Genomic DNA, 21411 nt, shown 5'->3' with positions numbered 1-21411 from the left:
TTTGACTCGCGGCGAAAGGGAAAACTGACCAAATGCGCTGATTTCCGCTGGCGTGACATTGCTGCAACGCAGCATGATCACGCGGATGTCCTGTTCTGCGCCTCTTCCGTCAGGGTTTTCAGAACCGTGCTGGCGTCTTTGAGAGCAAGGGCTTCAATCGGGTGCGACACGCCTCTGAGGGAGAGGGAGACAAGTTCGAACTGCTCGGTGGTGTGGCCTGCGGCCTCGAGAAGCTGGGCAGAGACAAGCAATTGTACGCCCAGCGTCTTGGTTTCAGCCTCAAGGCGGCTGGCGGTGTTCACGGTGTCCCCGATGATGGTGCGGGGGGCATGGTCGGCGGCGCCGATCTCGCCCAGTACAAGTTCGCCCAGATGGAGCCCCATGCCGATGGCCACGGGAGTGTCTTTCTCGGCGGCCAGCGCCTTGTTGAAGACTTTCAGCGCCGAACTGATGCCGGCGGCGGCATTGAGCGCGGCCATTGCCGAACTGCGTTCATCGGAAAGTTCGAAGACCGCCAGCAATCCGTCGCCAAGGTATTTGTCCACCGTCCCCCCTGCACCGGTGATCGAGGGCACGATCGCGTCAAAGAAACGGTTGAGCAGGAACACGACATCATAGGGCAATTGCCCGGTGGTGCGGGCAGTAAACCCGCGCATGTCGAGAAAGAGGATTGCCAGCCGGCGTTCCCGACCAAGGCTTTGATGGCTGCGGGCGCGCCGCCCGTCCGCGCGAAACACGCGCAGCACGGTTGCCGGTTCCGTCGGGCGGATCTGGCAGGCCAGCCGGGCATTGGGTGGTGCGTTCACGGCGGCAAGGCTGGCCGCTTCTTCGGGGGAAGGGGGGTGCAACAGGTCGGCCCCATCCTCGATCACCACGCGGCAGGTTGTGCAGCGCCCGCGCCCGCCACAGAGCGCCATGTGGGGCACGCCCGCCGCACGTGACATTTCAAGCAGGGTCATGCCGCGCTGTCCGCTGATCTCGGGGCCGTCGATGTATCGCACCTTCAGGGCGCGGCGCGAGACCAGCAATCGACGGACCAGAAAGGCGGCTGCGGTCAGGACAAGCAGCCCCCAGAACACCCAAAGCCCCTCGCGGGTCATGCGTTCCAGCTGTGCAAGGGTATCCCGGCTTGGAAAATTGTAGAGCGCGGCCAGGTCTGGCCCCTCGACAGGGTCAAAAAGACGGGCCCGTTGCGCGCGGCCCTGCACCATGAACCCGGCCAGCGCAAAGGCGGGGATCAGGGTGGCGAGTGAAATCATCACCGGAAGGGAGCGTCGCCACCATTCCGTTATCCTCAGCCAGAAATGCATCCCCATGCAGCCATGGGTCCAGACGATCAGAAGCAGGAGCGCCTGCTGCCAGCCGCTGGATGTGTCCCAGATCAGCCCGGTGATATAGCCCATCCGGTCATTGACTGCGAAATTGCTCGAGGCCGCGCGGGTATGCACGACATGGACCGTCAACAAGAGCGGAATGGTCAGGCCGAGAAGGATCTGAACCGCCTCCCATGGCGGCATGCGGAGCGTGTTTCGGCGGGCCAGCCGCCAGAGGGCAAGCCCGGCATGGGTGAACAGGGCCGCATAAAGCAGAAGCCCCCCGAGCGCGCTGCGTGTTATGGCGCGGCGCCAGTCCTGGAATTGCTCCATCGCGTCGAGCGAGAAGAGACCCAGCCCGACATTGATGTAGTGAAAGAGCACATAGGTGAAGAGGACAAGACCCGAGGCAATGCGAAGCCGGGTGCGGATATTGCCTTTCCAGAGTGCGCTCATGCCGTGGCCTGTTTCCTTGGCTGTGTCCGGCAAGAGTGGCGACGCGCGGGGCGTGGGTCAAGGCACAGGGCCTGTGCGGCCCTGCGCCCGGAGTTTCGTATCAGTCGTTCTGCTCGGCGAGGAAGCGCTCGGCATCCAGCGCCGCCATGCACCCCATGCCTGCCGAGGTTACGGCCTGGCGATATTTGTGGTCGGTCAGGTCGCCCGCGGCAAAGACACCGGGCACCGAGGTCTCGGTGCTGCCGGGTTTGACTTGCACGTAGCCACCGTTGTGCATTTCGAGCGTGTCCTTCACCAGTTCGTTGGCGGGGGCGTGGCCGATGGCCACGAAGACGCCTGCACAGGGGATCTCGGAGATTTCGTCGGTTTTCACGTTGCGCACCCGAACGCCGGTTACGCCCTTGGGATTGTCGTCGCCCAGAACCTCCTCAAGCGTGTGGAACCAGAGCGTTTCGATCTTGGGGTTTTTCGTCAGGCGGTCCTGAAGGATCTTTTCGGCACGCAATTCGTCGCGGCGGTGGATCAGCGTCACCTTGGAGGCGAAATTGGTCAGGAACAGCGCCTCTTCCACGGCAGTGTTGCCGCCGCCGATCACCACGATTTCCTGACCGCGATAGAAAAACCCGTCGCAGGTGGCGCAGGCGGAAACGCCAAAGCCCTTGAAGGCCTCTTCCGACGGCAGGCCCAGCCATTTCGCACGGGCGCCGGTGGCAAGGATCACGGCATCGGCGGTGTAGATGGCGCCACTGTCGCCCTTGGCGGAGAAGGGGCGCTTGGACAGATCGAGGTCGTTGATGATGTCACCGATAATCTCGCAGCCCATCGCCTTGGCATGGGCTTCCATGCGCACCATCAGGTCCGGGCCCTGCACCTCGGTATCGCCGGGCCAGTTCTCGACCTCGGTGGTGGTGGTCAGCTGGCCGCCCGGTTCGATCCCCTGCACCAGAATCGGTTCGAGCATGGCGCGGCTGGCATAGACCCCGGCCGTATAGCCTGCCGGGCCCGAGCCAATGATCAGAACCTTGGTGTGTTTGGTGTCGGCCATGGGGGCCCCTTTCGTGTCTGCAACAGGTATGTCGCAAGGGGATATAGTCTGCGCGGCGCCGTAGGAAAACCCCATTGCAGATTTGTCCGCAGCCGTCCGCATCAGGGGCGTGGGCGATGTCTCGCAAAAGGATATTGCTCCACGGTGAAATAATATTGCGCGCGGCTTGGGTGGTGCTATAAGAACCGCAAATCTGACGGAGCGCTAGATCACATGCCCGGAACCCGGCTCGACCCAATTGATCGCAAGATTCTTGCTGAACTGCAGGCAGATGGCCGCATGACCAATGTCGAACTCGCCAAGCGCGTGGGCATTTCCGCGCCGCCCTGTTTGCGTCGCGTGCGCACGCTGGAAGAGGCAGGCTTCATCCGTGGCTATCACGCCGACGTGGATGCCCGCGAACTGGGTTTTGAAGTGCAGGTTTTTGCCATGGTGGGCCTGCAAAGCCAGGCCGAGGCCGACCTGAGCGTGTTCGAGGAGCGTTGCCGCAACTGGCCCCTTGTACGGGAATGTCACATGCTCAACGGCGAGGTGGATTTTATCCTGAAATGCGTGGCCCCCGATCTGAGCACTTTCCAGAGCTTCCTGACCGAAGGCCTGCTTCGGGCCGATAACGTGGCCAGCGTGAAGACCTCGCTTGTCATCCGTGGCGCCAAGGACGAGCCGGGCGTGCCATTTGACGTGCTTGAGGATCGGTTGAACCGCGACGCCTGACGCCCCTTTACTTTCTTTTTCCAGAAATACCCCGGGGGAGACGCAGCTTGCTGCGGCGGGGGCAGCGCCCCCCCTCCTGCGTCATCGGCAAAACGCAAACGGGCCGCATCCCAAGACGAGATGCGGCCCGTTTGCATTTGGTCTGTTTCCGGCTCAGGCGGCTTTCTTGAGCGGGGCGCCGTTGCGCTTGGCGATGAAAGCGGCGCGGCGGCGGCCACGGGCCCAGGGCATCTCGGGCAGATCACTCTTGGAGGCTGCAACAACGGATTTGATAAAGCGGGTCTGGCTGCTCATATTGTTTCTCCTTGAACCGGCTCCGGCTTGGGCGGCGCCAACTGTTTCTGACTTGAGATCAGTGTGTTCCCACAATGGGGCGGAGATGGGGCAGGAATGGTCAGATTTGAGGAAAATACCGCAGAGATTCTGAGGCAGGCCGTCTAGAGACGGATCACCGAAATCAGCCGACCATAGTCGGCTTCACGGGCGTGAGTGCTGCGGCGATAAGAGAAAAAGCGCTGCGGATCGGAATAGGTGCAATGACGAATCCACTCCGCGCGGCCGATCCCTGCCTGGCGCAGGCGATGCAGCCCGTAGGCGGGCAGGTCGAACAGCATCCGATCGCCCGCACCATTTGTGAAGAATCGGCTGTTGTCCGAATGGGCGGCTAGGAAAATGTCGAGAAACTCCGGCCCAACCTCGTAGGCCTTCTGGGAAATGGAGGGTCCGATGGCGGCCTTTATACTGTCGCGACGTGCACCACGGTCGATCATGGCCTCGACCGTGGCTTCCAGAACACCGTCAAGCGCCCCGCGCCACCCGGCATGGGCTGCGCCGACCACACCGGCCTCGTCATCGGAAAACAGAACCGGCTGGCAATCGGCGGTGAGAATTGCGAGGGCAAGGCCCGGCACGTTCGTGACCATGGCATCCGCGACGGGTTTGTCACCGGCGATGGGGGCGGTCACGACGGCGACATCGGGCGTGTGAGCCTGATGCACGGTCACGAGTTTTTCCACCGGAACATCCATGGCCGAAGCGACGCGCGCCCGGTTGATACTGACGATCTCTGTCTGATCCGAGCTTCCGGGGCCGCAGTTCAGCCCTTCGAACACACCTGAGGAGGCGCCGCCCCTGCGCGTGAAGAAACCGTGGTGTACGGGTCCAAGTATGTCTGCAGTGAGTATCTCGAGTGTCATGGATCACATCCGGGCGGTGGCGTGGCGCCCTCTGGAAAGAGGGCAAGAACCTTGAACAGGTTTCCCATTTCCTCGGGATGCGTCAAGCGTCGATGCGCGGCGACATGGGCCGTAAGTGCGTCCCCCTCAAGCCGGGTTGCGAGCGCCTGAGCCCGTGCGGTGATGCCGAGCCGTTCGAGAAAGACACCCTGCGGGGTAAGCTGGGCATGTGCACAGCCGGCTTCCTTGGCGAGAACTTCGAAGTCGACATGGGCGGTCAGGTCAGATGTGCCGGGGGCGATCAGCGGGTCGATCGGTTGGTGATCCTGCACAGCCTGCAATGTGTCCCCGCGCGCTCGCCAGTCGCCATAGTCGATGATCAGCGCTGCGCCGCCAAATTCCGCGATCCGGCCGCCGATCGACTGGGCCAGCGCCGGGGCGGGGGGGCAGATCTCGACGATCTGGCCTTCGATCGTATCCGCAAGCCGGTGCTCAAGATCGGCGCGCGGCTGTTCCGGGCCAAGGCCGATGGTCAGCGCCTCGTCCCGCAGGCCGATCAGACGTTCCTGCCAGCCCTCGGCACCACGTTGGAACTGGCGGATGGGCAGGGCGTCGAAAAACTCGTTGGCGACAAGGAACAGCGGTTGGTCGGGAAGCTGATCCAGCGTGTCGAGCCATGTCGCCCCGTCACCCAGCAGGGCGCGTTGTTTCTCGCGCAAGGCCGGCGAGGCCTCGATCAGGCAGAGTTGCATGGCGGCGTGAAAACCGGGTACTGCGCGGGTGGCGCGCAGGATATCGGCCATGAGCGTGCCGCGTCCGGGGCCGGGTTCGGCCAGTGTGAATGGGTTGGGGGCGCCCTGATCCATCCACGCCTGCGCCAGCGCGAGGCCGATCATCTCGCCAAACATCTGGCTGATTTCCGGCGCGGTGGTGAAATCGCCTTTTGCGCCAAGTGGATCGCGGGTGGTGTAGTAACCGAGTGTCGGATGCAGCAGGGCTTCGGTCATGAACTCGGCCACGGTCATCGGGCCGGAGCTGCGGATGCGGCGGATCAGGTGATCTTTCATGTCGCTCATGCCCGCGCCTGCCGGATCAGCCATAGCCCAAGCAGGATCATGGGCAGGGACAGGAGTTGGCCCATGGTGAGACCATAGCCGCCGATATGCCATACCAGCCCCAGCGGGTTGCCCTCGGAGATGAATTGCGCGTCCGGCTGGCGGACGAATTCGACAATGAACCGGGCCAGACCATAGCCGGCAAAGAACACGCCCGCGATACGGCCCGGGAATTTCAGAGCGCTGCGACGCCACGCCAACCAGAGAAGGACCGCGCCAAGGATCAGGCCTTCGAGCAGCGCTTCGTAGAGCTGCGAAGGGTGGCGTGCGCAAATGTCGCCAAGCGCCTGTCCGCAATCCTGCGCTGCGTATCCGGGAAAGGTCACGCCCCAGGGCAGGTCGGTCGGACGGCCCCAAAGCTCGGCATTGATGAAATTGGCGATGCGCCCCAAGAGCAGGCCCGGCGCGACGCCAAGCGCGATGGCGTCTGACATTGATAGCTTGGGGATGGCGTATTTGCGGCTGTATAGCCACGCCGCAACGATCACGCCCAGGAACCCGCCGTGAAAGGACATGCCGCCCGCCCAGATCTGCAGGATTTCCGCAGGGTTCTGAGCGTAATACCCGGCCTTGTAAAACAGGACATAGCCCAGCCGACCGCCAAGGATCACGCCGAGGATCACCCATGTCAGCAGGTCTTCGACCTGTCTGGCCGTCATCGGTGGCATATTGGCAGGCCAGAGGCGTTCTGCCCGGAGGGCGGCGACCACAAGGCGCCAGCCGATCAGGATGCCAACGATATAGGCTAGCGCATACCAGCGCAGGGCCAGCTCGAATCCGAAGATCGTGATCGAGAACAGCTCGGGTGAGACGTCGGGAAAGGGAATTTGTGCTCGCATTTGGGGTCTGTTTGGCCATGGGCTGCGGCAAGTGTCAACCTTGTGTCTCAGCCGCGCGCGTCCCATATAGAGGCCAAAGGTAACGTCGGAGAGACAGATGCAGACCCGCAATAAATTCATGGACGACATGTCGCAACTGATGACCAACGCCATGGGCGTGGCCCAGGGCGCCAAGGACGAGGCGGAAAACGCCATGAAATCAATGATGGATCGTTGGTTGGCGGACCGGGATTTCGTGACGCGTGAAGAATTCGACGCGGTCCGCGCCATGGCGCAGAAGGCGCGCGAGGAAAACGAAGCGCTGAAGGCCCGCATCGAGGCGCTGGAAAACAAGTGAGACAATTAGGACCCGGGCAATTGATCGCTCCGGGTCTTCCTTTTGCCAGAAATATCCCGGGGAATCGCGGCAAGGCCGCGATGGGGCAGCGCCCCTTGGGCCGCAGCGGATGTGACGCAGCGGGAGGCATGGACCGGGGCGCCCCGGTCACCTAGGCTGCCCCACGGAAAAAGGGGGGCTTGCATGGCCAAGGACTCTGAACCCGCCGGACAAACCACGTTTGTCACTCGCGGCTTGACCAAGGTTTACGGAGAAGGCCCTGCCGCCGTGCATGCGCTGCGCGGTGTCGATCTCGAGATTCCCAAGGGCGAGATCGTGGTGCTGCTTGGCCCCAGCGGATCGGGCAAGTCGACCCTGCTCAACATCATTGGCGGACTTGACCGGGCGACGGAGGGCGACGCCTTTTTCGAGGATCAGAACCTGTCGCAGATGAGCGACCGGGAGCTGACACTCTATCGGCGCGATCATGTCGGCTTTGTCTTTCAGTTCTACAACCTGATGCCATCGCTGACCGCGCGCGAGAATGTGGAGCTCGTCACCGAAATTGCCGAAGATCCCATGGACGTGGAAAAGGCGTTGCATCTTGTTGGCCTGGGCAAGCGCATGGATCATTTTCCGGCGCAGATGTCGGGCGGTGAGCAGCAGCGCGTGGCGATTGCGCGGGCGATTGCAAAGAACCCGACGGTCTTGTTCTGCGATGAACCGACCGGCGCGCTGGACAGCACCACGGGGCGTGCGGTGCTGCATGTGATCAACGATGTGAATCGCGAGCTGGGCGCGACGGTGATGATTGTCACCCACGCCGCCGCAACGGCACAGATGGCGCATCGGGTGATCAACTTCGCGGACGGGGCGATTCGCTCGGTCGAGGTTAACGACCACAGAGTCAGCCCTGACGAGATCGAGTGGTAGGATCATGGGTGCGCTGAACCACAAGCTGCTGCGCGACCTCTGGCGGATCAAAGGCCAGGCGGGCGCGATTGCGCTAGTGGTCGCGGTGGGGGTTCTGTTGCTTGTCATGATGTCGGGGATGATCTCGTCGCTCGATGAAACCCGGCGCACTTATTATGAACGCTACCGTCTGGCGGATGTGTTTGCCCCCGTGGTGCGCGCGCCGGAAAAGATGCTGGAACGGCTTGCGGCGATTCCGGGGGTGGATGCGGTTGAGGGGCGCATTCAGGGCGGTGCCCTTGTCGAGATCGCGGGGCAGGACATGCCCGTGCGGGCGCAGGTTGTTTCCTTGCCGCCATGGCGAGAACCGCGGCTCAATGGCGTGTATCTCGCAGATGGGCGGATGCCGCAGGCGGGACGCACCGAAGAGGTGCTTTTGCTCAGAAGCTTCGCAAGGGCGCATGGCCTGACTCTGGGCGATCACCTGTCGGCAACGATGCATGGCAGCCGACGTGATTTCCGCATTGTCGGCATCGCGCAGGCGCCCGAGTTCCTGTTCACCATCGCGCCGGGGGAGTTCGTGCCGGATGATGCGCGCTTTGCCGTGATCTGGATGAACCAGGACGCGCTGGAGGCTGCCTATGATCTCAAGGGGGCCTTCAACGAAGCGCTTTTGAAGCTGGAGCGGGGGGCGCAGGTCGAACCCGTGCTGGCGGCGGCGGATGCTCTGCTCGACCGCTATGGCGGGTTGGGGTCATATGCCCTGGAAGACCAGCTTTCCAACCGGTTCCTGAGTGAAGAAATCAAGGGCTTGCGCACAACGTCGTCAGTTGTGCCGCCGATCTTCATGGCGGTGGCGGCCTTTCTGCTCTACATCGTGGTGAGCCGCATGGTGCAGTCCGAACGCGAGCAGATCGGATTGATCAAGGCGTTTGGCTACACCGATTGGGAAGTGTCGCTGCACTACGTCAAGCTGGTGGTGGCGATCGCTGTGTTTGGCGCGGCGCTGGGCTGTGCCGGGGGCGTGTGGAGCGGGCGGTTGCTGGCCGGGGTCTACCAGGCGGTCTATCACTTTCCGTTCCTTGTATTTCGGGTCGAACCGTCGTCGTTTGTGTCGGGCGTCGCGGTGAGCGTGCTGGCGGCGATGGCCGGGGGGCTTTTGGTGTTGCGCCAGGTCTTTGCCCTGACCCCCGCAGTGGCGATGCGGCCGCCTGCACCGGCAGATTATTCGCGTTCGGGCGCGCTCAATGCGCGGCTCAAGAGGTGGCTGGACCAACCCAGTCGCATGGTGCTGCGCCGGGTGGTGCGCAATCCGGGGCGCGTGTTTGGCGCGGTGCTGGGCATCGCGGCGGGGATGGGGCTGAGTTCGGCGCAATTGACCGTGATGAGCGGGTTCGACGATACGCTGGACCAGACGTTCGATGTTATCGACCGGTCGGACGTCGCCGTGACCTTTTTTGAACAGATGCCGGACAAGACAGCCTTTGCCCTGCAGCACCTTCCGGGGGTGATCGAGGTAGAACCGACACGCTCGGTCAGCGCCGTGCTGCGCCATGGCACGGAAAGCTACCGGGGCGGGATCACCGGGCTTGTGCCCGGCGCGCGGCTGAGCCGGGCGGTGGATGCGGACCACGCGGACATACCGATGCCGGATGCGGGGATCGTGCTGGCCAAGGCGCTGGCCGATATCCTCAAGGTTGGTCCGGGGGATCGGATTATGGTTGAGGTGCTGGAAGGGCGACGCCCGGTGCTGGAGGTGCCCGTCGCGCGGATTGCGGACACGTTGCTGGGGGCGCCTGCCTTCATGAAGCTGGATGTTCTGAACCGGGAGCTGAATGAACCGGGGCGGATTACCGGGGCTTATTTGCGGGTGGACGCGCAGGCCTACCCGGCGCTTTTTGCAGCGCTCAAGGATGTGCCCAGTGTTGCCGGGGTCTCTCGCAAGAGCGACTCCCGCGCGGCCATGAAAAAGCTGATGGACAGCGGGGCAGGGACCATGCGGTTCATCATGGCCGCGATTGCCGGGATCATCACCTTTGGAATTGTTTACAACACGGCGCGGATCAGCTTTGGTGAGCAATCCCGCGATCTCGCCAGTTTGCGGGTGATGGGGTTCACGCAGGGCGAGGCGGCGTTCATCCTCTTGGGGGAGCTGGCGATCGTGGTGTTCCTCGCGATCCCGTTGGGCGTGGCCATAGGGTATGGATTGTCCTTCCTTGTGGCCGCCGGGTTCAGCACCGATCTTTACCAGATATCCACCGATTTCAAACCTGACGCCTATGGGCTGGCCGGGGGGGCAGTGGTGGTGGCGGCGATCCTGTCGGGGTGGTTGGTGAAACGTGATATTGAGAAGGTCGACCTCGTGGCGACCCTGAAGACGAGAGAGTAGGCGAGATGGCAAAGCGGCAGTCACGGCGGATTTTGACACTTGGGGCGGCGGTTCTGGTGGCGGCGGGGTTGACGGCGGCGTTCTGGCCGCAGCCGATGCTCGTCGATCTCGGCGAAGTCCGGCGTGGCGCGATGATGCAGACCGTGGACGAGGAGGCGCGCACCGAGGTGCGTGACCCGTATGTCGTGTCCACGCCGATCGCTGGGCGGTTGATGCGCGTTGAACTGGAGCCGGGGGATTACGTTGAGGCGGGCAAGACGGTCGTAGCGCGCATGTTGCCGACCAACCCGTCGGCGCTCGACATCCGTACCCGCGAACAGGCGCGCGCCGCGATTGCGGCGGCAGAAGCCGCGTTGCGGGTGGCGCAGGCCGATCTGAACAAGGCGCTGGCGGATCGGGACCTCGCCTCTGAAGACGTGAAACGCGCCCGCAAGCTGCATGAACAGGATACGATCTCGCAAGCGGCGCTGGACCGGGCCGAGGGGACGTGGCGGTCGGTTCAGGCCACGGTCGACACGGCGCGGGCCGCGATCTCAATGCGGATTGCCGATCTCAACAACGCCCACGCGCGACTGATCAGCTTTGATGACCAGGGGCTCTATGATGCGGCAACGGGTGCGAATGCGACGCCAATTGATGTGCCGTCCCCGATCACCGGGCGGGTGCTGCGCGTGATCCAGAAAAGCGAAACCACGCTGGGCGCGGGCGCGCCGATCCTTGAAGTGGGTGATACGGCCAGCGATCTGGAAGTGGTGGTCGAGTTGTTGTCGACGGATGCGGTTCAGGTCAGCGTTGGCGATCCGGTCTTGATCACCAACTGGGGTGGAGAGGGCGACTTGCACGGGAAGGTCGAGCGGATCGATCCGTGGGGATTTACCAAGTATTCGGCGCTGGGCGTGGAGGAGCAGCGGGTGAAGTCCGTGATCCAGTTCACCGAGCCACCCGAAACCCGCGCTTCGCTGGGCCATGGGTTCCGGGTCGAAACCCGGATTGTCGTTTGGCAGGAGGAAGACACGCTGATCGTGCCGTCCAGTGCCCTGTTCCGGCAGAATGGCGGCTGGGCAGTGTTCGTTTTGAGTGACGCGGGACAGGCCGTGTTGCGGATGGTTGAACCCGGTCGCAACAACGGGATAGATGCACAGGTTCTGGATGGGCTTGAGGTTGGCGAACGCGTCGTGCTGTATCCGTCGGCGGGGCTTGTGGATGGCGGCAAGGTTGCGAAGCGCGGTGCGGAATAGACCATCCTGACACGTGCGGACAGGCTGTTGGCGGGGGCGAAACAATCAGCGCTTACCTTGTGCTTTGATGCGTTTCATCCACAACTTATTGCGTTATCCACAGATATTTTGCTTTACAGCAGCGCTCTGGCACAGCACCATATCTGGTAAGAGGGGCGGAATACTCCGCATCTTATAGAGCAGGCACCAAGCGCTAGGGGCGCTGCCATTCCCCGGGCGCAACAGCAAAAAGAGGTGGCGCCATGGCATTGTCAGAGCAGTTTCTCGAAGAAGACCTTCACCCAATCGACATCGTCGAACATATCGCCGAGCACCACGACTGGAGCTTTGATCGCATCGCTGATGACCAGATCGCTATGGCCGTCGAGGGGCAGTGGCGCACCTATTCGATCACGTTGGCCTGGTCCGCTTATGACGAGACCCTGCGTCTGGTCTGTTCCTTCGAAATGGAGCCGCCCGCCGACAAGTTGCCCCAACTTCACGAGGCGCTGAATGCCGTGAATGATCAGTGCTGGGCCGGGGCGTTTACGTACTGGGAGCAGCAGAAGCTGATGATCTACCGCTACGGCCTTGTGCTGAGTGGCGGGCAGGTCGCCAGCCCGGATCAGATTGACATGATGATCAGTGCGGCGATTGTCAGCGCGGAACGGTTCTACCCGGCGTTCCAGCTTGTGGTCTGGGGAGATCGTAAGGTGGAAGATGCCATGCAGGTTGCCATTGCAGAGGCTTACGGGCGGGCGTAACACTTGCCCCCAAAAGCGATGAAGGGGGGCGTTATGGATATGAGTTCGGTGGCCGAAAAGGGCCTTGTGCTGCTGGGATGCGGCAAGATGGGGTCGGCCATGCTGCAGGGGTGGCTTGCGGACGGATTGCCTGCGAAATCGGTCTGGGTTCAGGATCCTTATCCGAGTGAATGGGTGCAAAACAGTGGCGTGCATGTGAATTCCGATTTGCCCGCAGCGCCCGCAATTGTCCTGATTGCTGTGAAACCCCAGATGATGGCCGAGGCGCTGCCTGTGCTCAAGGCGATGGGCAATGGTGAGACGCTGTTCGTGTCGGTGGCCGCCGGGATTTCCATTGAAAGCTATGAAGGCATGTTGGGCGACCGCACACCCATCGTCCGCGCCATGCCAAATACACCAGCGGCCGTGGGCAAGGGGATCACCGCGATCATTGGCAACGACCATGCGGGAGCGGATGGTCTGGCGATGGCCGAAGGGTTGTTGAACGCCATCGGGCAGGTGGTGCGGCTGGAGCGCGAATCCCAGATCGACGCGGTTACAGGGGTCAGTGGCTCGGGGCCGGCTTATGTCTTTCATCTGATCGAAACGCTGGCGGCGGCGGGCGAAGCACAGGGGCTGCCGCCGGAAATGTCGATGGCTTTGGCCAAGGCGACGGTGGCCGGGGCGGGGGCGCTGGCCGAGCAGTCCGAGGAAAGCCCGACAACGCTGCGTGAAAACGTGACCAGCCCGAACGGCACAACACAGGCCGGGCTTGAGGTGTTGATGGACCCGGCCAAAGGATTGCCGCCTCTGATCATTCGCACAGTGGGCGCAGCGGCGGATCGGTCGCGGGAGCTGGCCAATGGGTGATCTGAGTTTTGACGAGTTTCTTAAGGTGGATATCAGGGTGGGCACCGTTGTGCGGGCTGAACCCTATCCAGAAGCGCGCAGACCCGCGATCAAACTGTGGGTCGATTTCGGGGACGAGATCGGTACGCGGAAAAGCTCGGCCCAGATCACGCAGCACTATGATCCCGATGGCCTGGTGGGCAAACAGGTGATGGCGGTGGTGAACTTCCCCCCCCGCCAGATCGGAAAGTTCATGTCGGAAATCCTTGTTCTTGGATTGCCCGATGCGGACGGTGAAATCGTATTGATCGGGCCGGATGGCGCCGTTCCCAACGGAGGGCGGATGCATTGAAGACACTGCTGATCACAAGGCCGATGCCCGAGCCCGTTTTGGCGCGGGCCCGCGAGAGTTTTGACGTGACCGTGCGGCAGAGCAACCTGCCGCTGCGCGACAATGATCTGCGCCACGCGTTGCGTGAATATGACATGGTCATGCCGACGCTTGGGGACGCGTTCGATAAGCATGTTTTTGCGGACGTCGCCGCGCCGCGCTGCAAGCTGCTCGCCAATTTCGGGGTCGGGTACAATCATATCGACGTAGACGCCGCCAAGGCTGCCGGTGTGGGCGTGACCAACACGCCGGGTGCAGTTACGGACGCGACGGCGGACATCGCTATGACCCTGATGCTGATGAGCGCGCGGCGCGCTGGTGAAGGCGAGCGGCTGGTCCGTTCGGGGCAATGGCAGGGATGGCATCCGACGCAGATGCTGGGCCTGCACATGTCGGGCAAACATGTTGGAATCGTTGGCATGGGGCGCATCGGACAGGCCATCGCGCAGCGCTGTTTCTTTGGGTTCGGCATGAAGGTGTCCTATTTCAACCGGTCGCCCCGGCCAATGGAATTCGAGGCGCAACGGTTCGAGAGCCTGACCGGGTTGGCCGCAGAGGTGGATTTCCTTGTTGCGGCGGTTCCGGGTGGGGCGGGAACGCACCACCTGATCGGGGCCGAGGTTTTTGCGGCGATGCCACCGCACGCGCGGTTCATCAACATTTCGCGTGGCGACGTTGTCGACGAATCTGCGCTGATTGCGGCGCTGCAGGACCAGTTGATTGGCGGTGCGGGGCTTGATGTGTATGAATTCGAGCCCAAGGTGCCCGAGGCGCTTTTGGCGTTGGAGAACGTGACGCTGTTGCCCCATCTGGGCACGGCGGCGCTTGAGGTGCGCACGTCGATGGGAATGATGGCGGTGGCCAATCTTGAGGCGTTCGACCAGGGACGGCCGTTACCCAACGTGGTCTGATCGTCACGCGTTGTTCCGGCGGACAATGAGCAGTTTCAACCCCCTGCCGGGCACACTAGAGTAGCTGTCATGGAATCGGCTTTGGACTATCACACGGCGCGTGCCCTGCTGGAATGGCAGGTGGAGCTTGGCGTGACCGAGGCCATTCTGGACGCCCCTCTCAATCGTTACGAGGTGCCCGAGGCACCAAAGAAACCGACCGCGCCTGTGGCCCCGGCGGCTCCGATGCAAGCCCCGGTGGCGCCCAAGGTGGACCCTGTGCGCGAGGCGGTCGCGGCGCTGCAAGGGGTGAAGGATCTCGATGAGTTGCGGGCGGCGATGGCGGCGTTCGAACACTGCGAGTTGAAGCGCGGTGCGCGTAACCTCGTGTTTTCCGATGGCAATCCGGCCGCACGGGTCATGATCATCGGTGAAGCACCAGGGCGGGACGAGGACCGCGAAGGCAAGCCCTTTGTCGGGCGGGCCGGGCAGCTGCTCGATAGGATGCTGGCTGCAATCGACATGGGGCGTGATGCGCCAATGTCGAAGGATGCTGTCTATATCACCAACGTGCTCCCGTGGCGCCCGCCGCAAAATCGCGATCCGAAACCGGAAGAGATCGCCATGCTGAAGCCGTTCCTGGAACGGCATGTCGAAATCGTGGCGCCGGACGTGATTGTTCTGATGGGGAATATCAGCTGTCAGGCGGTGCTGAATCGACGTGGGATCACGCGATTGCGGGGCAATTGGCAGGAAGCTTTTGGAAAGCCGGTGATGCCAATGTTCCACCCCGCCTACCTGCTGCGCCAGCCGGGGGCGAAGCGTGAAGCCTGGGCCGATTTGCTAAGCCTGAAGGCGCGGTTGGAGACGAGTACATGAAGGTTCTGGCGTTTTCGGATATGCATCATTCGGCCCGTGCGGCCCGCGTCCTCGTGGAAGCCAGCCGGGACGCGGACCTTGTGATTGGAGCGGGGGATTTCTGCAACCGGCGGCGCGATCTGGCGGATGCGCTCGAGTTGTTGAGCGGCATTTCGGCGCCGATGGTGCTTGTGCCGGGGAACAACGAAAGCGAAGCAGAATTGCGGGCGGCGGCGCCCGAGGCGGCAATTGTGCTGCATGGGCAGGCGTGTGAAATCGGCGGGTTGCGGATTTTCGGGCTGGGTTATGCGGTGCCGGTGACGCCGTTCACCGACTGGTCCTGTGACCTTCCTGAAGAGCGCGCGAGAGAGATGTTGGCCGGCTGCGGGGAGGTGGATATATTGATCAGCCATTCCCCGCCCAAGGGCGTGGTGGACCGGACCTCCAACGGGCTTTCGCTTGGCTCGGTGGCGGTGCTGGAGACAATTGAGCGGGCGCAGCCGGGGCTGGTCATGTGCGGGCATATTCACGATTGCTGGGGCCAGAGCGCCATGGTGGGCGCATCGCGCGTGGTCAACCTGGGGCCGGCGGCGAACTGGTTCGAATTCGACTGAGACAGGAGTATGGCCATGGGCCGGATCGACGAGAGCAAAGATTTTATCCCGGTGCGGATCGCCGTTCTGACGGTGAGCGATACGCGGTCTTTGGAAGAGGACCGGTCGGGGGACGTGCTGGTGTCGCGGTTGGAAGACGCAGGGCATGTGTTGGCCGATCGCAAGATCATTCAGGACGAGCGCGCCGAGATCGCGGCGCAATTGCGCACATGGTGCAGCAGTGACGCGATCGACGTGATCATTTCGACGGGGGGAACTGGGCTGACCGGGCGGGATGTTACGGTCGAGGCGCATCGTGACGTCTATGAAAAGGAAATCGAGGCGTTTGGGACGGTCTTTACCATGGTTTCGATGGAAAAGATCGGTACCAGCGCGGTGCAGAGCCGTGCAACGGGGGGCGTGGCGCAGGGCACCTATCTGTTTGCTTTGCCGGGCAGTCCGGGGGCGTGCAAGGATGCCTGGGACGAGATCCTGAAATGGCAGCTGGATTATCGCCACAGGCCCTGCAATTTTGTGGAAATCATGCCCCGTCTTGACGAGCATATGCGCCGCAAATAGGCGCTTTGCGGTACCTGTCTCGCAAAAATATGAGGTGACGCGTCACAATTTGTGACGGAAAATCCCGTCGGGCGCGTATAAACCCCGAGTTGGATTGGCAATTTTTCGTCCGAGTTCTTAGAATTGTGGACGGTTCGCGCGAGTGAGAGGCCGGCAGATGCGGTTTTTGCGACAGAGTTTGACAGGTTTGTTCCTGCTGGCCGTGACGGTGGGGGTTCTGTTGTTTGCCGGGCAGTTGGTGCGCGACGCGATCGAGGAACGGTTGGCGCGGGACAGCAAGGCCCCTCCTGCGCGTGAGCGAGTGTTTACCGTCAATGTAGTCACCGCTGCGCCCGAGGATATCGCGCCGGAGCTGGTGGCCTTTGGCGAAGTCCGCAGCCGTCGCAGCCTTGAAATCCGCGCGGCGGCCGCGGGCACGATCGTCCAGCTTTCGGAGAAATTCGAGGAAGGGGCCGAGGTGAGCGCGGGCGAGGTGCTGGTGCAGGTCGATCCGACCAAGGCGCGCTATGCCGTGGAACGGATCACAAGCGATCTACTGGATGCCGCGGCTGAGGAGCGGGATGCAAAACGCACCTTGAAACTGGCCCAGGACGAGTTGGCAGCGGCCGAGGCTCAGTTTGACCTGCGCAACCGTGCATACGAACGGCAAGTCGATTTGCGCGAACGGGGTGTGGGCACGGCAGCGTCGGTGGAAACCGCGGAACTGGCGGTGGCCGGCGCGCGGCAGGCGGTGTTGTCCAACCGCCGCGCCCTTGCTCAGGCCGAGGCACGCGTGGATCAGGCGGCGACCCGGCTGGAGCGTACGCGTATTGCGCTGGCCGAGGCGGAGACAGATCTGAAGGACACGATCATCACGGCGGATTTCTCGGGTGCGTTGTCGGAAGTCTCGGTGGTGCAGGGCGGGCTGGTGTCGCGCAACGAAAAGCTGGCCCAACTAATCGACAGTGACGCGCTTGAAGTAGCGTTTCGGGTGTCGACCCCGCAATATGCGCGTCTGCTGGATGATCAGAACAGGCTTTATCCATCGGAAGTAAGAGTGTCGCTGGACGTTATGGGATCGGACCTGACGGCAACGGGCGTGATCACGCGGGATGCGGCGGCCGTGGGCGAGGGGCAGACCGGGCGGGTGCTTTTTGCGCGACTGGATGGCGCGCGCGGCTTGAAGCCCGGGGATTTCGTGACCGTGCGGGTTCAGGAACGGGTGCTGGAGAATGTCGTGCAACTGCCCGCGACGGCGTTGGATGCGGGCGGTGAAGTGCTCGTTGTCGGCGACGGGGATCGGCTTGAGGCGATGACGGTGCGACTGCTGCGCCGCCAGGGCGACACTGTTCTCGTGCGGGGGGCGGGGCTTGCCGGGCAACGCGTTGTGACGCGTCGGACGCCCCTTCTGGGCGAAGGTATCGCCGTGAAACCGCTGAGTGCCACGGGAGCGGCAACACCCGAAGCGCCCGAGATGGTGGCGTTGAGTGACGAAGACCGCGCGCGGTATGTCGCCTTTATCGAGGCCAACAAGGCGATCCCGGCGGATGTCAAGAAACGCCTGATCACGGCACTCAATCGGCCCGAGGTTCCAGCACGCATGATCGAGCGTCTGCAAAGCCGGATGGGGGGCTGAGGCCATGCGCGAACTGGGAGATCGCGCCGGGGGCATCCTGTCATACTTCACGCGCCACGCGACAGCGGCCAACCTGTTGCTGGTGGTGTTGATCATTGCCGGGCTGGCGGCGTTTCCGCGCATGCGTGCACAGTTCTTTCCCGACGTGATCGTCGACAATGTGACGGTCTCGGTGACTTGGGAAGGGGCCGGAGCCGAGGACGTGGACGCGGCGATCGTACAGGTTCTGGAACCTGCGATGCTGGCTGTTGAGGGGGTGGAGCAGACGAACTCCCGTTCGACCGAAGGCCGCGCGCGGATCACGCTGGACTTCGAGCCCGGTTGGGACATGGCACGGGCGACGGACGACGTACAGGTCGCGGTGGATGCGGTCAGCACCCTGCCGGAAGAGGCCGAGGAGCCGGTCGTGCGGCGCGGGCGCTGGCGGGATCGGGTCACGGATGTGGTGATCACGGGCCCCGTGGCCATCGACCAGATCGCGCGATTTGCCGATGAGTTTGTCGCGCGGCTTTATGCGGAGGGCGTGACGCGGACCACCATACGCGGCCTTGCGGAGCGGGAAACGATTGTCGAGATCTCGTCGGTTGCGCTGATTACTCATGATGTGTCGATTGCCCAGATCGCCGAGGCGATCAAGGCCGAGGTCAATGCAGATCCGGCCGGAGATGTGACGGGGGCCGTGGCCCGGGTGCGCACGGGGGTCGAGAAACGTGCACCGGACGAGATCGCCGGGATCATTCTGCGATCAAACCCGGACGGGACCAAGCTGACGATCGGGGACGTGGCGTTGATCCGGGTCGAGGGGGTGAACCGCAACCGCAGCTATTTCGTTGGCGAAGACCCGGCTATTTCGATCCGCATCGACCGCAGCGACAAAGGCGATGCCATCGGCATACAGGCCACGGTCGAAGACGTCGCGCGCACCATGCAAGCGACCCTGCCGCAAGGGGTGGAAATCCAGTTGATCCGAACTCGGGCCGAGGCGATCACGGGGCGTTTGAACATCCTTCTGGACAACGGGGCCATGGGGCTGGTGCTCGTCGTGTGCCTGCTGTTCCTGTTTCTCAATGCGCGGACCGCGATCTGGGTGGCGGCGGGTATTCCGACGGCGATGCTCGCGGCGGTGGCCCTGATGTATATCGGCGGATTGACGATCAACATGATCTCGTTGTTTGCGCTGATCATCACGCTGGGTATCGTGGTGGATGATGCAATCGTGGTGGGGGAACATGCGGATGCACGGGCGCGGCGTTTGAATGAAACGCCGGTGGTGGCGGCTGAAAACGCGGCGCGACGGATGGCGATGCCGGTGTTCAGTTCAACTCTGACCACGATCATCGCCTTTTTTGGTCTGACCATGATCTCGGGACGGTTCGGCGACCTGATCGCGGACATACCGTTCACCGTGATTGCGGTGCTGGCGGCTTCGCTGATCGAATGTTTCCTGATCCTGCCCAATCACATGGCCCATGCGCTCAAGCACACCGCCAAGGAGCATTGGTATGACATCCCGAGCCGGGTGGTAAACCGCGGATTCCGCTGGTTCCGCGACGTGGTTTTCCGGCGCATGATCCGGCTTGTTGTGGTCATGCGTTACCCGGTGGTTGCCGGAGCGATCCTGATCCTTGCCACACAGGCTGTGTTGTTCATTCAGGGAGATGTGCAGTGGCGTTTCTTCAACGCGCCGGAGCGTGGGTCCGTTACGGGGAACTTCGCGATGCTGCCCAGTGCTTCGCGCGAGGACAGCCTTGCCATGATGCGCGAGATGCAGCGCGCGACCGAGGAACTGGGCAAGGAATACGAAGAACGTTATGGGCGCAACCCGTTGGACTATGTGCTGGCCGAGGTCGGGGGCAATTCCGGGCGACCGATCCCGGGATCGGATACGATGGATGCGGACCTTTTGGGCGGGATCGCCATCGAGTTGATCGACGCGGATCTGCGCCCCTATTCCAGTTTTGCCTTTGTCGGCGAGTTGCAGGACCGCGTGGCGCGTCACCCGCTTGTCGAAACGGTGTCGTTCAGGGGCTGGCGGTCTGGGCCGGGGGGCGATGCGCTGGACGTGCAGTTTTTTGGCGCGGACAGCGACACGCTCAAGGCGGCAAGCGAAGCGCTCAAGACCGCGCTTGCAGAGTTTCCCGAGGTATCGGCGGTCGAGGACAGCTTGAACTATGACAAGCAGGAACTGATCCTCGAATTGACCCCGCAAGGGCATGCGCTCGGGTTTTCCATCGACTCACTTGGGCGGGTCTTGCGGCATCGCCTGAACGGGCTGGAGGCGGCGACCTACCCGGACGGGCCGCGTAGCGCGCGCATTCGGGTCCAGCTGCCCGAAGGGGAGCTGACGGCGGACTTTCTCGAGGGCAGTCTTATGCGCACGCCCCAAGGCAAGTACGTGCCATTGGCCGACCTGGTAACGGTGGAAAGCCGCACGGGGTTCAGTACGGTGCGTCGGGAAAACGGTGTGCGGCAGATCAAGGTGACGGGGGACATTTCCGAGGACGATCCGGCGCGGGCCGAGCTGATCATCGAACGTCTGCAGGAAGACATCCTGCCCCGCATTGCCAGCGAACAACAGGTCGAATGGCAACTTGCCGGGCTGAGCGAGCAGGAGGACAATTTCCTGAGCGATGCGCGCACGGGGCTGATCCTGTGTCTGACAGGGATATACCTTGTACTGGCCTGGGTGTTTTCAAGCTGGACCCGGCCTGTCGTGGTCATGGCGATCATTCCATTTGGTCTCGTCGGGACGATCTATGGGCACTACATGCACGAGGTTCCGCTCAGCATGTTCACCGTGGTCGGGCTGATCGGGATGACCGGGATCATCATCAACGACTCGATTGTGCTGGTGACGACGATTGACGATTATGCGCATGATCGCGGGTTGATCCCGTCGATCATTGACGGCACTGCAGACCGCTTGCGGCCCGTGTTTCTGACCACTGCGACCACCGTTCTGGGCCTCGCTCCGTTGTTGTTCGAGCGCTCGCAGCAGGCGCAGTTTCTCAAGCCGACGGTGATCACGCTGGTCTATGGGCTTGGGTTCGGGATGGTGCTGGTTCTGATCGTGGTGCCCGCGCTACTGGCGATGCAGGCGGACGTGTCGCGCCAAGTGGCCGCGCTGCGTCGGGGGGTGCGGGCGCGCGGTCTGCGTGGCCTTGTGCTCGGGACCGGGGCGGTCCTGGTGGTTTGGCTCGGGCTGACGCTGGGCTGGACTTTGTGGCAGGGCGGAATGCATCCGCAACTTGTGGCGCTGGTGCCTGTTTTGGGGTCCGTCAAGGGCCCCGGATTGACAGTGGTTGTGTTCGCGGTCGGCGCCTGGGGTATCACCATGCTGGGCTATGGCATTGGTCTGTTGGGCCAATTGTTTGCCCGTCGCCGGGCGGCGCGGGGATAAGC

General features: G+C 62.7%; 20 protein-coding genes. 14 read left to right on the top strand and 6 right to left on the bottom strand.

The features are described from left to right. Positions 1-77: 77 nt before the first annotated feature. Positions 78-1769 (bottom strand): adenylate/guanylate cyclase domain-containing protein, encoded by a 1692-nt coding sequence (locus ACS3QZ_RS09030; RefSeq protein ID WP_456037540.1) that lies wholly within the window; start codon positions 1767-1769, stop codon positions 78-80. Between the two features lie 100 nt (positions 1770-1869). Beyond that, positions 1870-2814, bottom strand: a complete 945-nt coding sequence (gene trxB, locus ACS3QZ_RS09025) for a thioredoxin-disulfide reductase (RefSeq protein ID WP_456037539.1) — start codon at positions 2812-2814, stop codon at positions 1870-1872. Positions 2815-3027: 213 nt separating this feature from the next. Between trxB and ACS3QZ_RS09020 the strand changes: the two genes are divergently transcribed. Next, a complete protein-coding gene (locus ACS3QZ_RS09020) occupies positions 3028-3528 on the top strand; it encodes an Lrp/AsnC family transcriptional regulator (protein WP_456037538.1) in 501 nt (166 codons plus the stop codon). A gap of 153 nt (positions 3529-3681) precedes the next feature. Here ACS3QZ_RS09020 and ACS3QZ_RS09015 read toward each other — a convergent pair whose 3' ends face one another. From ACS3QZ_RS09015 to lgt, 4 genes are all read right to left on the bottom strand, one after another. After that, positions 3682-3822, bottom strand: a complete 141-nt coding sequence (locus ACS3QZ_RS09015) for a hypothetical protein (RefSeq protein WP_456037537.1) — start codon at positions 3820-3822, stop codon at positions 3682-3684. A 143-nt stretch (positions 3823-3965) separates the two neighbouring features. Continuing rightward, on the bottom strand, positions 3966-4724 hold the full coding sequence (gene pgeF / locus ACS3QZ_RS09010; protein WP_456037536.1) for a peptidoglycan editing factor PgeF: 759 nt from the start codon (positions 4722-4724) through the stop codon (positions 3966-3968). Next, positions 4721-5779 carry a class I SAM-dependent methyltransferase gene (locus ACS3QZ_RS09005; protein ID WP_456037535.1) on the bottom strand — a complete coding sequence of 353 codons (1059 nt, stop codon included), beginning with the start codon at positions 5777-5779 and terminating at the stop codon, positions 4721-4723. Before ACS3QZ_RS09005 ends, pgeF begins: the two co-directional genes overlap by 4 nt. Then, the gene (gene lgt / locus ACS3QZ_RS09000) at positions 5776-6657 is read right to left on the bottom strand and encodes a prolipoprotein diacylglyceryl transferase (RefSeq protein WP_456037534.1); all 882 of its coding nucleotides are present in this window, start codon (positions 6655-6657) and stop codon (positions 5776-5778) included. Before lgt ends, ACS3QZ_RS09005 begins: the two co-directional genes overlap by 4 nt. A gap of 97 nt (positions 6658-6754) precedes the next feature. Between lgt and ACS3QZ_RS08995 the strand changes: the two genes are divergently transcribed. The 13 genes from ACS3QZ_RS08995 (at position 6755) to ACS3QZ_RS08935 (ending at position 21409) form a co-directional block, all read left to right on the top strand. Next, positions 6755-6994, top strand: a complete 240-nt coding sequence (locus ACS3QZ_RS08995) for an accessory factor UbiK family protein (protein WP_093090319.1) — start codon at positions 6755-6757, stop codon at positions 6992-6994. A 183-nt stretch (positions 6995-7177) separates the two neighbouring features. Then, positions 7178-7906, top strand: a complete 729-nt coding sequence (locus tag ACS3QZ_RS08990) for an ABC transporter ATP-binding protein (protein WP_093090317.1) — start codon at positions 7178-7180, stop codon at positions 7904-7906. A 4-nt stretch (positions 7907-7910) separates the two neighbouring features. Then, positions 7911-10274, top strand: coding sequence for an ABC transporter permease (locus tag ACS3QZ_RS08985; protein ID WP_456037533.1), 2364 nt, complete (start codon positions 7911-7913; stop codon positions 10272-10274). A 5-nt stretch (positions 10275-10279) separates the two neighbouring features. Then, positions 10280-11512 (top strand): efflux RND transporter periplasmic adaptor subunit, encoded by a 1233-nt coding sequence (locus ACS3QZ_RS08980; RefSeq protein WP_456037532.1) that lies wholly within the window; start codon positions 10280-10282, stop codon positions 11510-11512. A 242-nt stretch (positions 11513-11754) separates the two neighbouring features. Beyond that, positions 11755-12255 carry a type III secretion system chaperone family protein gene (locus ACS3QZ_RS08975; RefSeq protein WP_456037531.1) on the top strand — a complete coding sequence of 167 codons (501 nt, stop codon included), beginning with the start codon at positions 11755-11757 and terminating at the stop codon, positions 12253-12255. Between the two features lie 33 nt (positions 12256-12288). Next, on the top strand, positions 12289-13104 hold the full coding sequence (gene proC / locus ACS3QZ_RS08970) for a pyrroline-5-carboxylate reductase (protein ID WP_456037530.1): 816 nt from the start codon (positions 12289-12291) through the stop codon (positions 13102-13104). After that, on the top strand, positions 13097-13435 hold the full coding sequence (locus tag ACS3QZ_RS08965; protein ID WP_456037529.1) for a tRNA-binding protein: 339 nt from the start codon (positions 13097-13099) through the stop codon (positions 13433-13435). The genes proC and ACS3QZ_RS08965 overlap by 8 nt, the downstream gene beginning before the upstream one ends. Continuing rightward, on the top strand, positions 13432-14385 hold the full coding sequence (locus tag ACS3QZ_RS08960; RefSeq protein ID WP_456037528.1) for a 2-hydroxyacid dehydrogenase: 954 nt from the start codon (positions 13432-13434) through the stop codon (positions 14383-14385). The genes ACS3QZ_RS08965 and ACS3QZ_RS08960 overlap by 4 nt, the downstream gene beginning before the upstream one ends. 69 nt (positions 14386-14454) lie before the next feature. Beyond that, a complete protein-coding gene (locus tag ACS3QZ_RS08955) occupies positions 14455-15243 on the top strand; it encodes a uracil-DNA glycosylase (protein ID WP_456037527.1) in 789 nt (262 codons plus the stop codon). Then, entirely contained in the window at positions 15240-15836 is a 597-nt protein-coding gene (locus tag ACS3QZ_RS08950) for a metallophosphoesterase family protein (RefSeq protein WP_456037526.1), read from the top strand. The genes ACS3QZ_RS08955 and ACS3QZ_RS08950 overlap by 4 nt, the downstream gene beginning before the upstream one ends. Positions 15837-15851: 15 nt before the next feature. Beyond that, the gene (gene moaB / locus ACS3QZ_RS08945) at positions 15852-16394 is read left to right on the top strand and encodes a molybdenum cofactor biosynthesis protein B (RefSeq protein WP_456037525.1); all 543 of its coding nucleotides are present in this window, start codon (positions 15852-15854) and stop codon (positions 16392-16394) included. A gap of 157 nt (positions 16395-16551) precedes the next feature. Then, positions 16552-18009 (top strand): efflux RND transporter periplasmic adaptor subunit, encoded by a 1458-nt coding sequence (locus ACS3QZ_RS08940; RefSeq protein ID WP_456037524.1) that lies wholly within the window; start codon positions 16552-16554, stop codon positions 18007-18009. A gap of 4 nt (positions 18010-18013) precedes the next feature. Continuing rightward, positions 18014-21409 carry an efflux RND transporter permease subunit gene (locus ACS3QZ_RS08935; RefSeq protein WP_456037523.1) on the top strand — a complete coding sequence of 1132 codons (3396 nt, stop codon included), beginning with the start codon at positions 18014-18016 and terminating at the stop codon, positions 21407-21409. The last annotated feature ends 2 nt before the right edge of the window (positions 21410-21411 follow it).

Source organism: Shimia sp. W99 (assembly GCF_053851455.3).
This window is presented reverse-complemented; position numbering and strand designations above follow the sequence as displayed.

Bases quoted from the DNA above. Each gene is read 5' to 3' on its own strand.
- ACS3QZ_RS09030 (WP_456037540.1), bottom strand. From the start codon at position 1,769: ATGAGCGCACTCTGGAAAGGCAATATCCGCACCCGGCTTCGCATTGCC.
- trxB (WP_456037539.1), bottom strand. From the start codon at position 2,814: ATGGCCGACACCAAACACACCAAGGTTCTGATCATTGGCTCGGGCCCG.
- ACS3QZ_RS09020 (WP_456037538.1), top strand. From the start codon at position 3,028: ATGCCCGGAACCCGGCTCGACCCAATTGATCGCAAGATTCTTGCTGAA.
- ACS3QZ_RS09015 (WP_456037537.1), bottom strand. From the start codon at position 3,822: ATGAGCAGCCAGACCCGCTTTATCAAATCCGTTGTTGCAGCCTCCAAG.
- pgeF (WP_456037536.1), bottom strand. From the start codon at position 4,724: ATGACACTCGAGATACTCACTGCAGACATACTTGGACCCGTACACCAC.
- ACS3QZ_RS09005 (WP_456037535.1), bottom strand. From the start codon at position 5,779: ATGAGCGACATGAAAGATCACCTGATCCGCCGCATCCGCAGCTCCGGC.
- lgt (WP_456037534.1), bottom strand. From the start codon at position 6,657: ATGCGAGCACAAATTCCCTTTCCCGACGTCTCACCCGAGCTGTTCTCG.
- ACS3QZ_RS08995 (WP_093090319.1), top strand. From the start codon at position 6,755: ATGCAGACCCGCAATAAATTCATGGACGACATGTCGCAACTGATGACC.
- ACS3QZ_RS08990 (WP_093090317.1), top strand. From the start codon at position 7,178: ATGGCCAAGGACTCTGAACCCGCCGGACAAACCACGTTTGTCACTCGC.
- ACS3QZ_RS08985 (WP_456037533.1), top strand. From the start codon at position 7,911: ATGGGTGCGCTGAACCACAAGCTGCTGCGCGACCTCTGGCGGATCAAA.
- ACS3QZ_RS08980 (WP_456037532.1), top strand. From the start codon at position 10,280: ATGGCAAAGCGGCAGTCACGGCGGATTTTGACACTTGGGGCGGCGGTT.
- ACS3QZ_RS08975 (WP_456037531.1), top strand. From the start codon at position 11,755: ATGGCATTGTCAGAGCAGTTTCTCGAAGAAGACCTTCACCCAATCGAC.
- proC (WP_456037530.1), top strand. From the start codon at position 12,289: ATGGATATGAGTTCGGTGGCCGAAAAGGGCCTTGTGCTGCTGGGATGC.
- ACS3QZ_RS08965 (WP_456037529.1), top strand. From the start codon at position 13,097: ATGGGTGATCTGAGTTTTGACGAGTTTCTTAAGGTGGATATCAGGGTG.
- ACS3QZ_RS08955 (WP_456037527.1), top strand. From the start codon at position 14,455: ATGGAATCGGCTTTGGACTATCACACGGCGCGTGCCCTGCTGGAATGG.
- ACS3QZ_RS08950 (WP_456037526.1), top strand. From the start codon at position 15,240: ATGAAGGTTCTGGCGTTTTCGGATATGCATCATTCGGCCCGTGCGGCC.
- moaB (WP_456037525.1), top strand. From the start codon at position 15,852: ATGGGCCGGATCGACGAGAGCAAAGATTTTATCCCGGTGCGGATCGCC.
- ACS3QZ_RS08940 (WP_456037524.1), top strand. From the start codon at position 16,552: ATGCGGTTTTTGCGACAGAGTTTGACAGGTTTGTTCCTGCTGGCCGTG.
- ACS3QZ_RS08935 (WP_456037523.1), top strand. From the start codon at position 18,014: ATGCGCGAACTGGGAGATCGCGCCGGGGGCATCCTGTCATACTTCACG.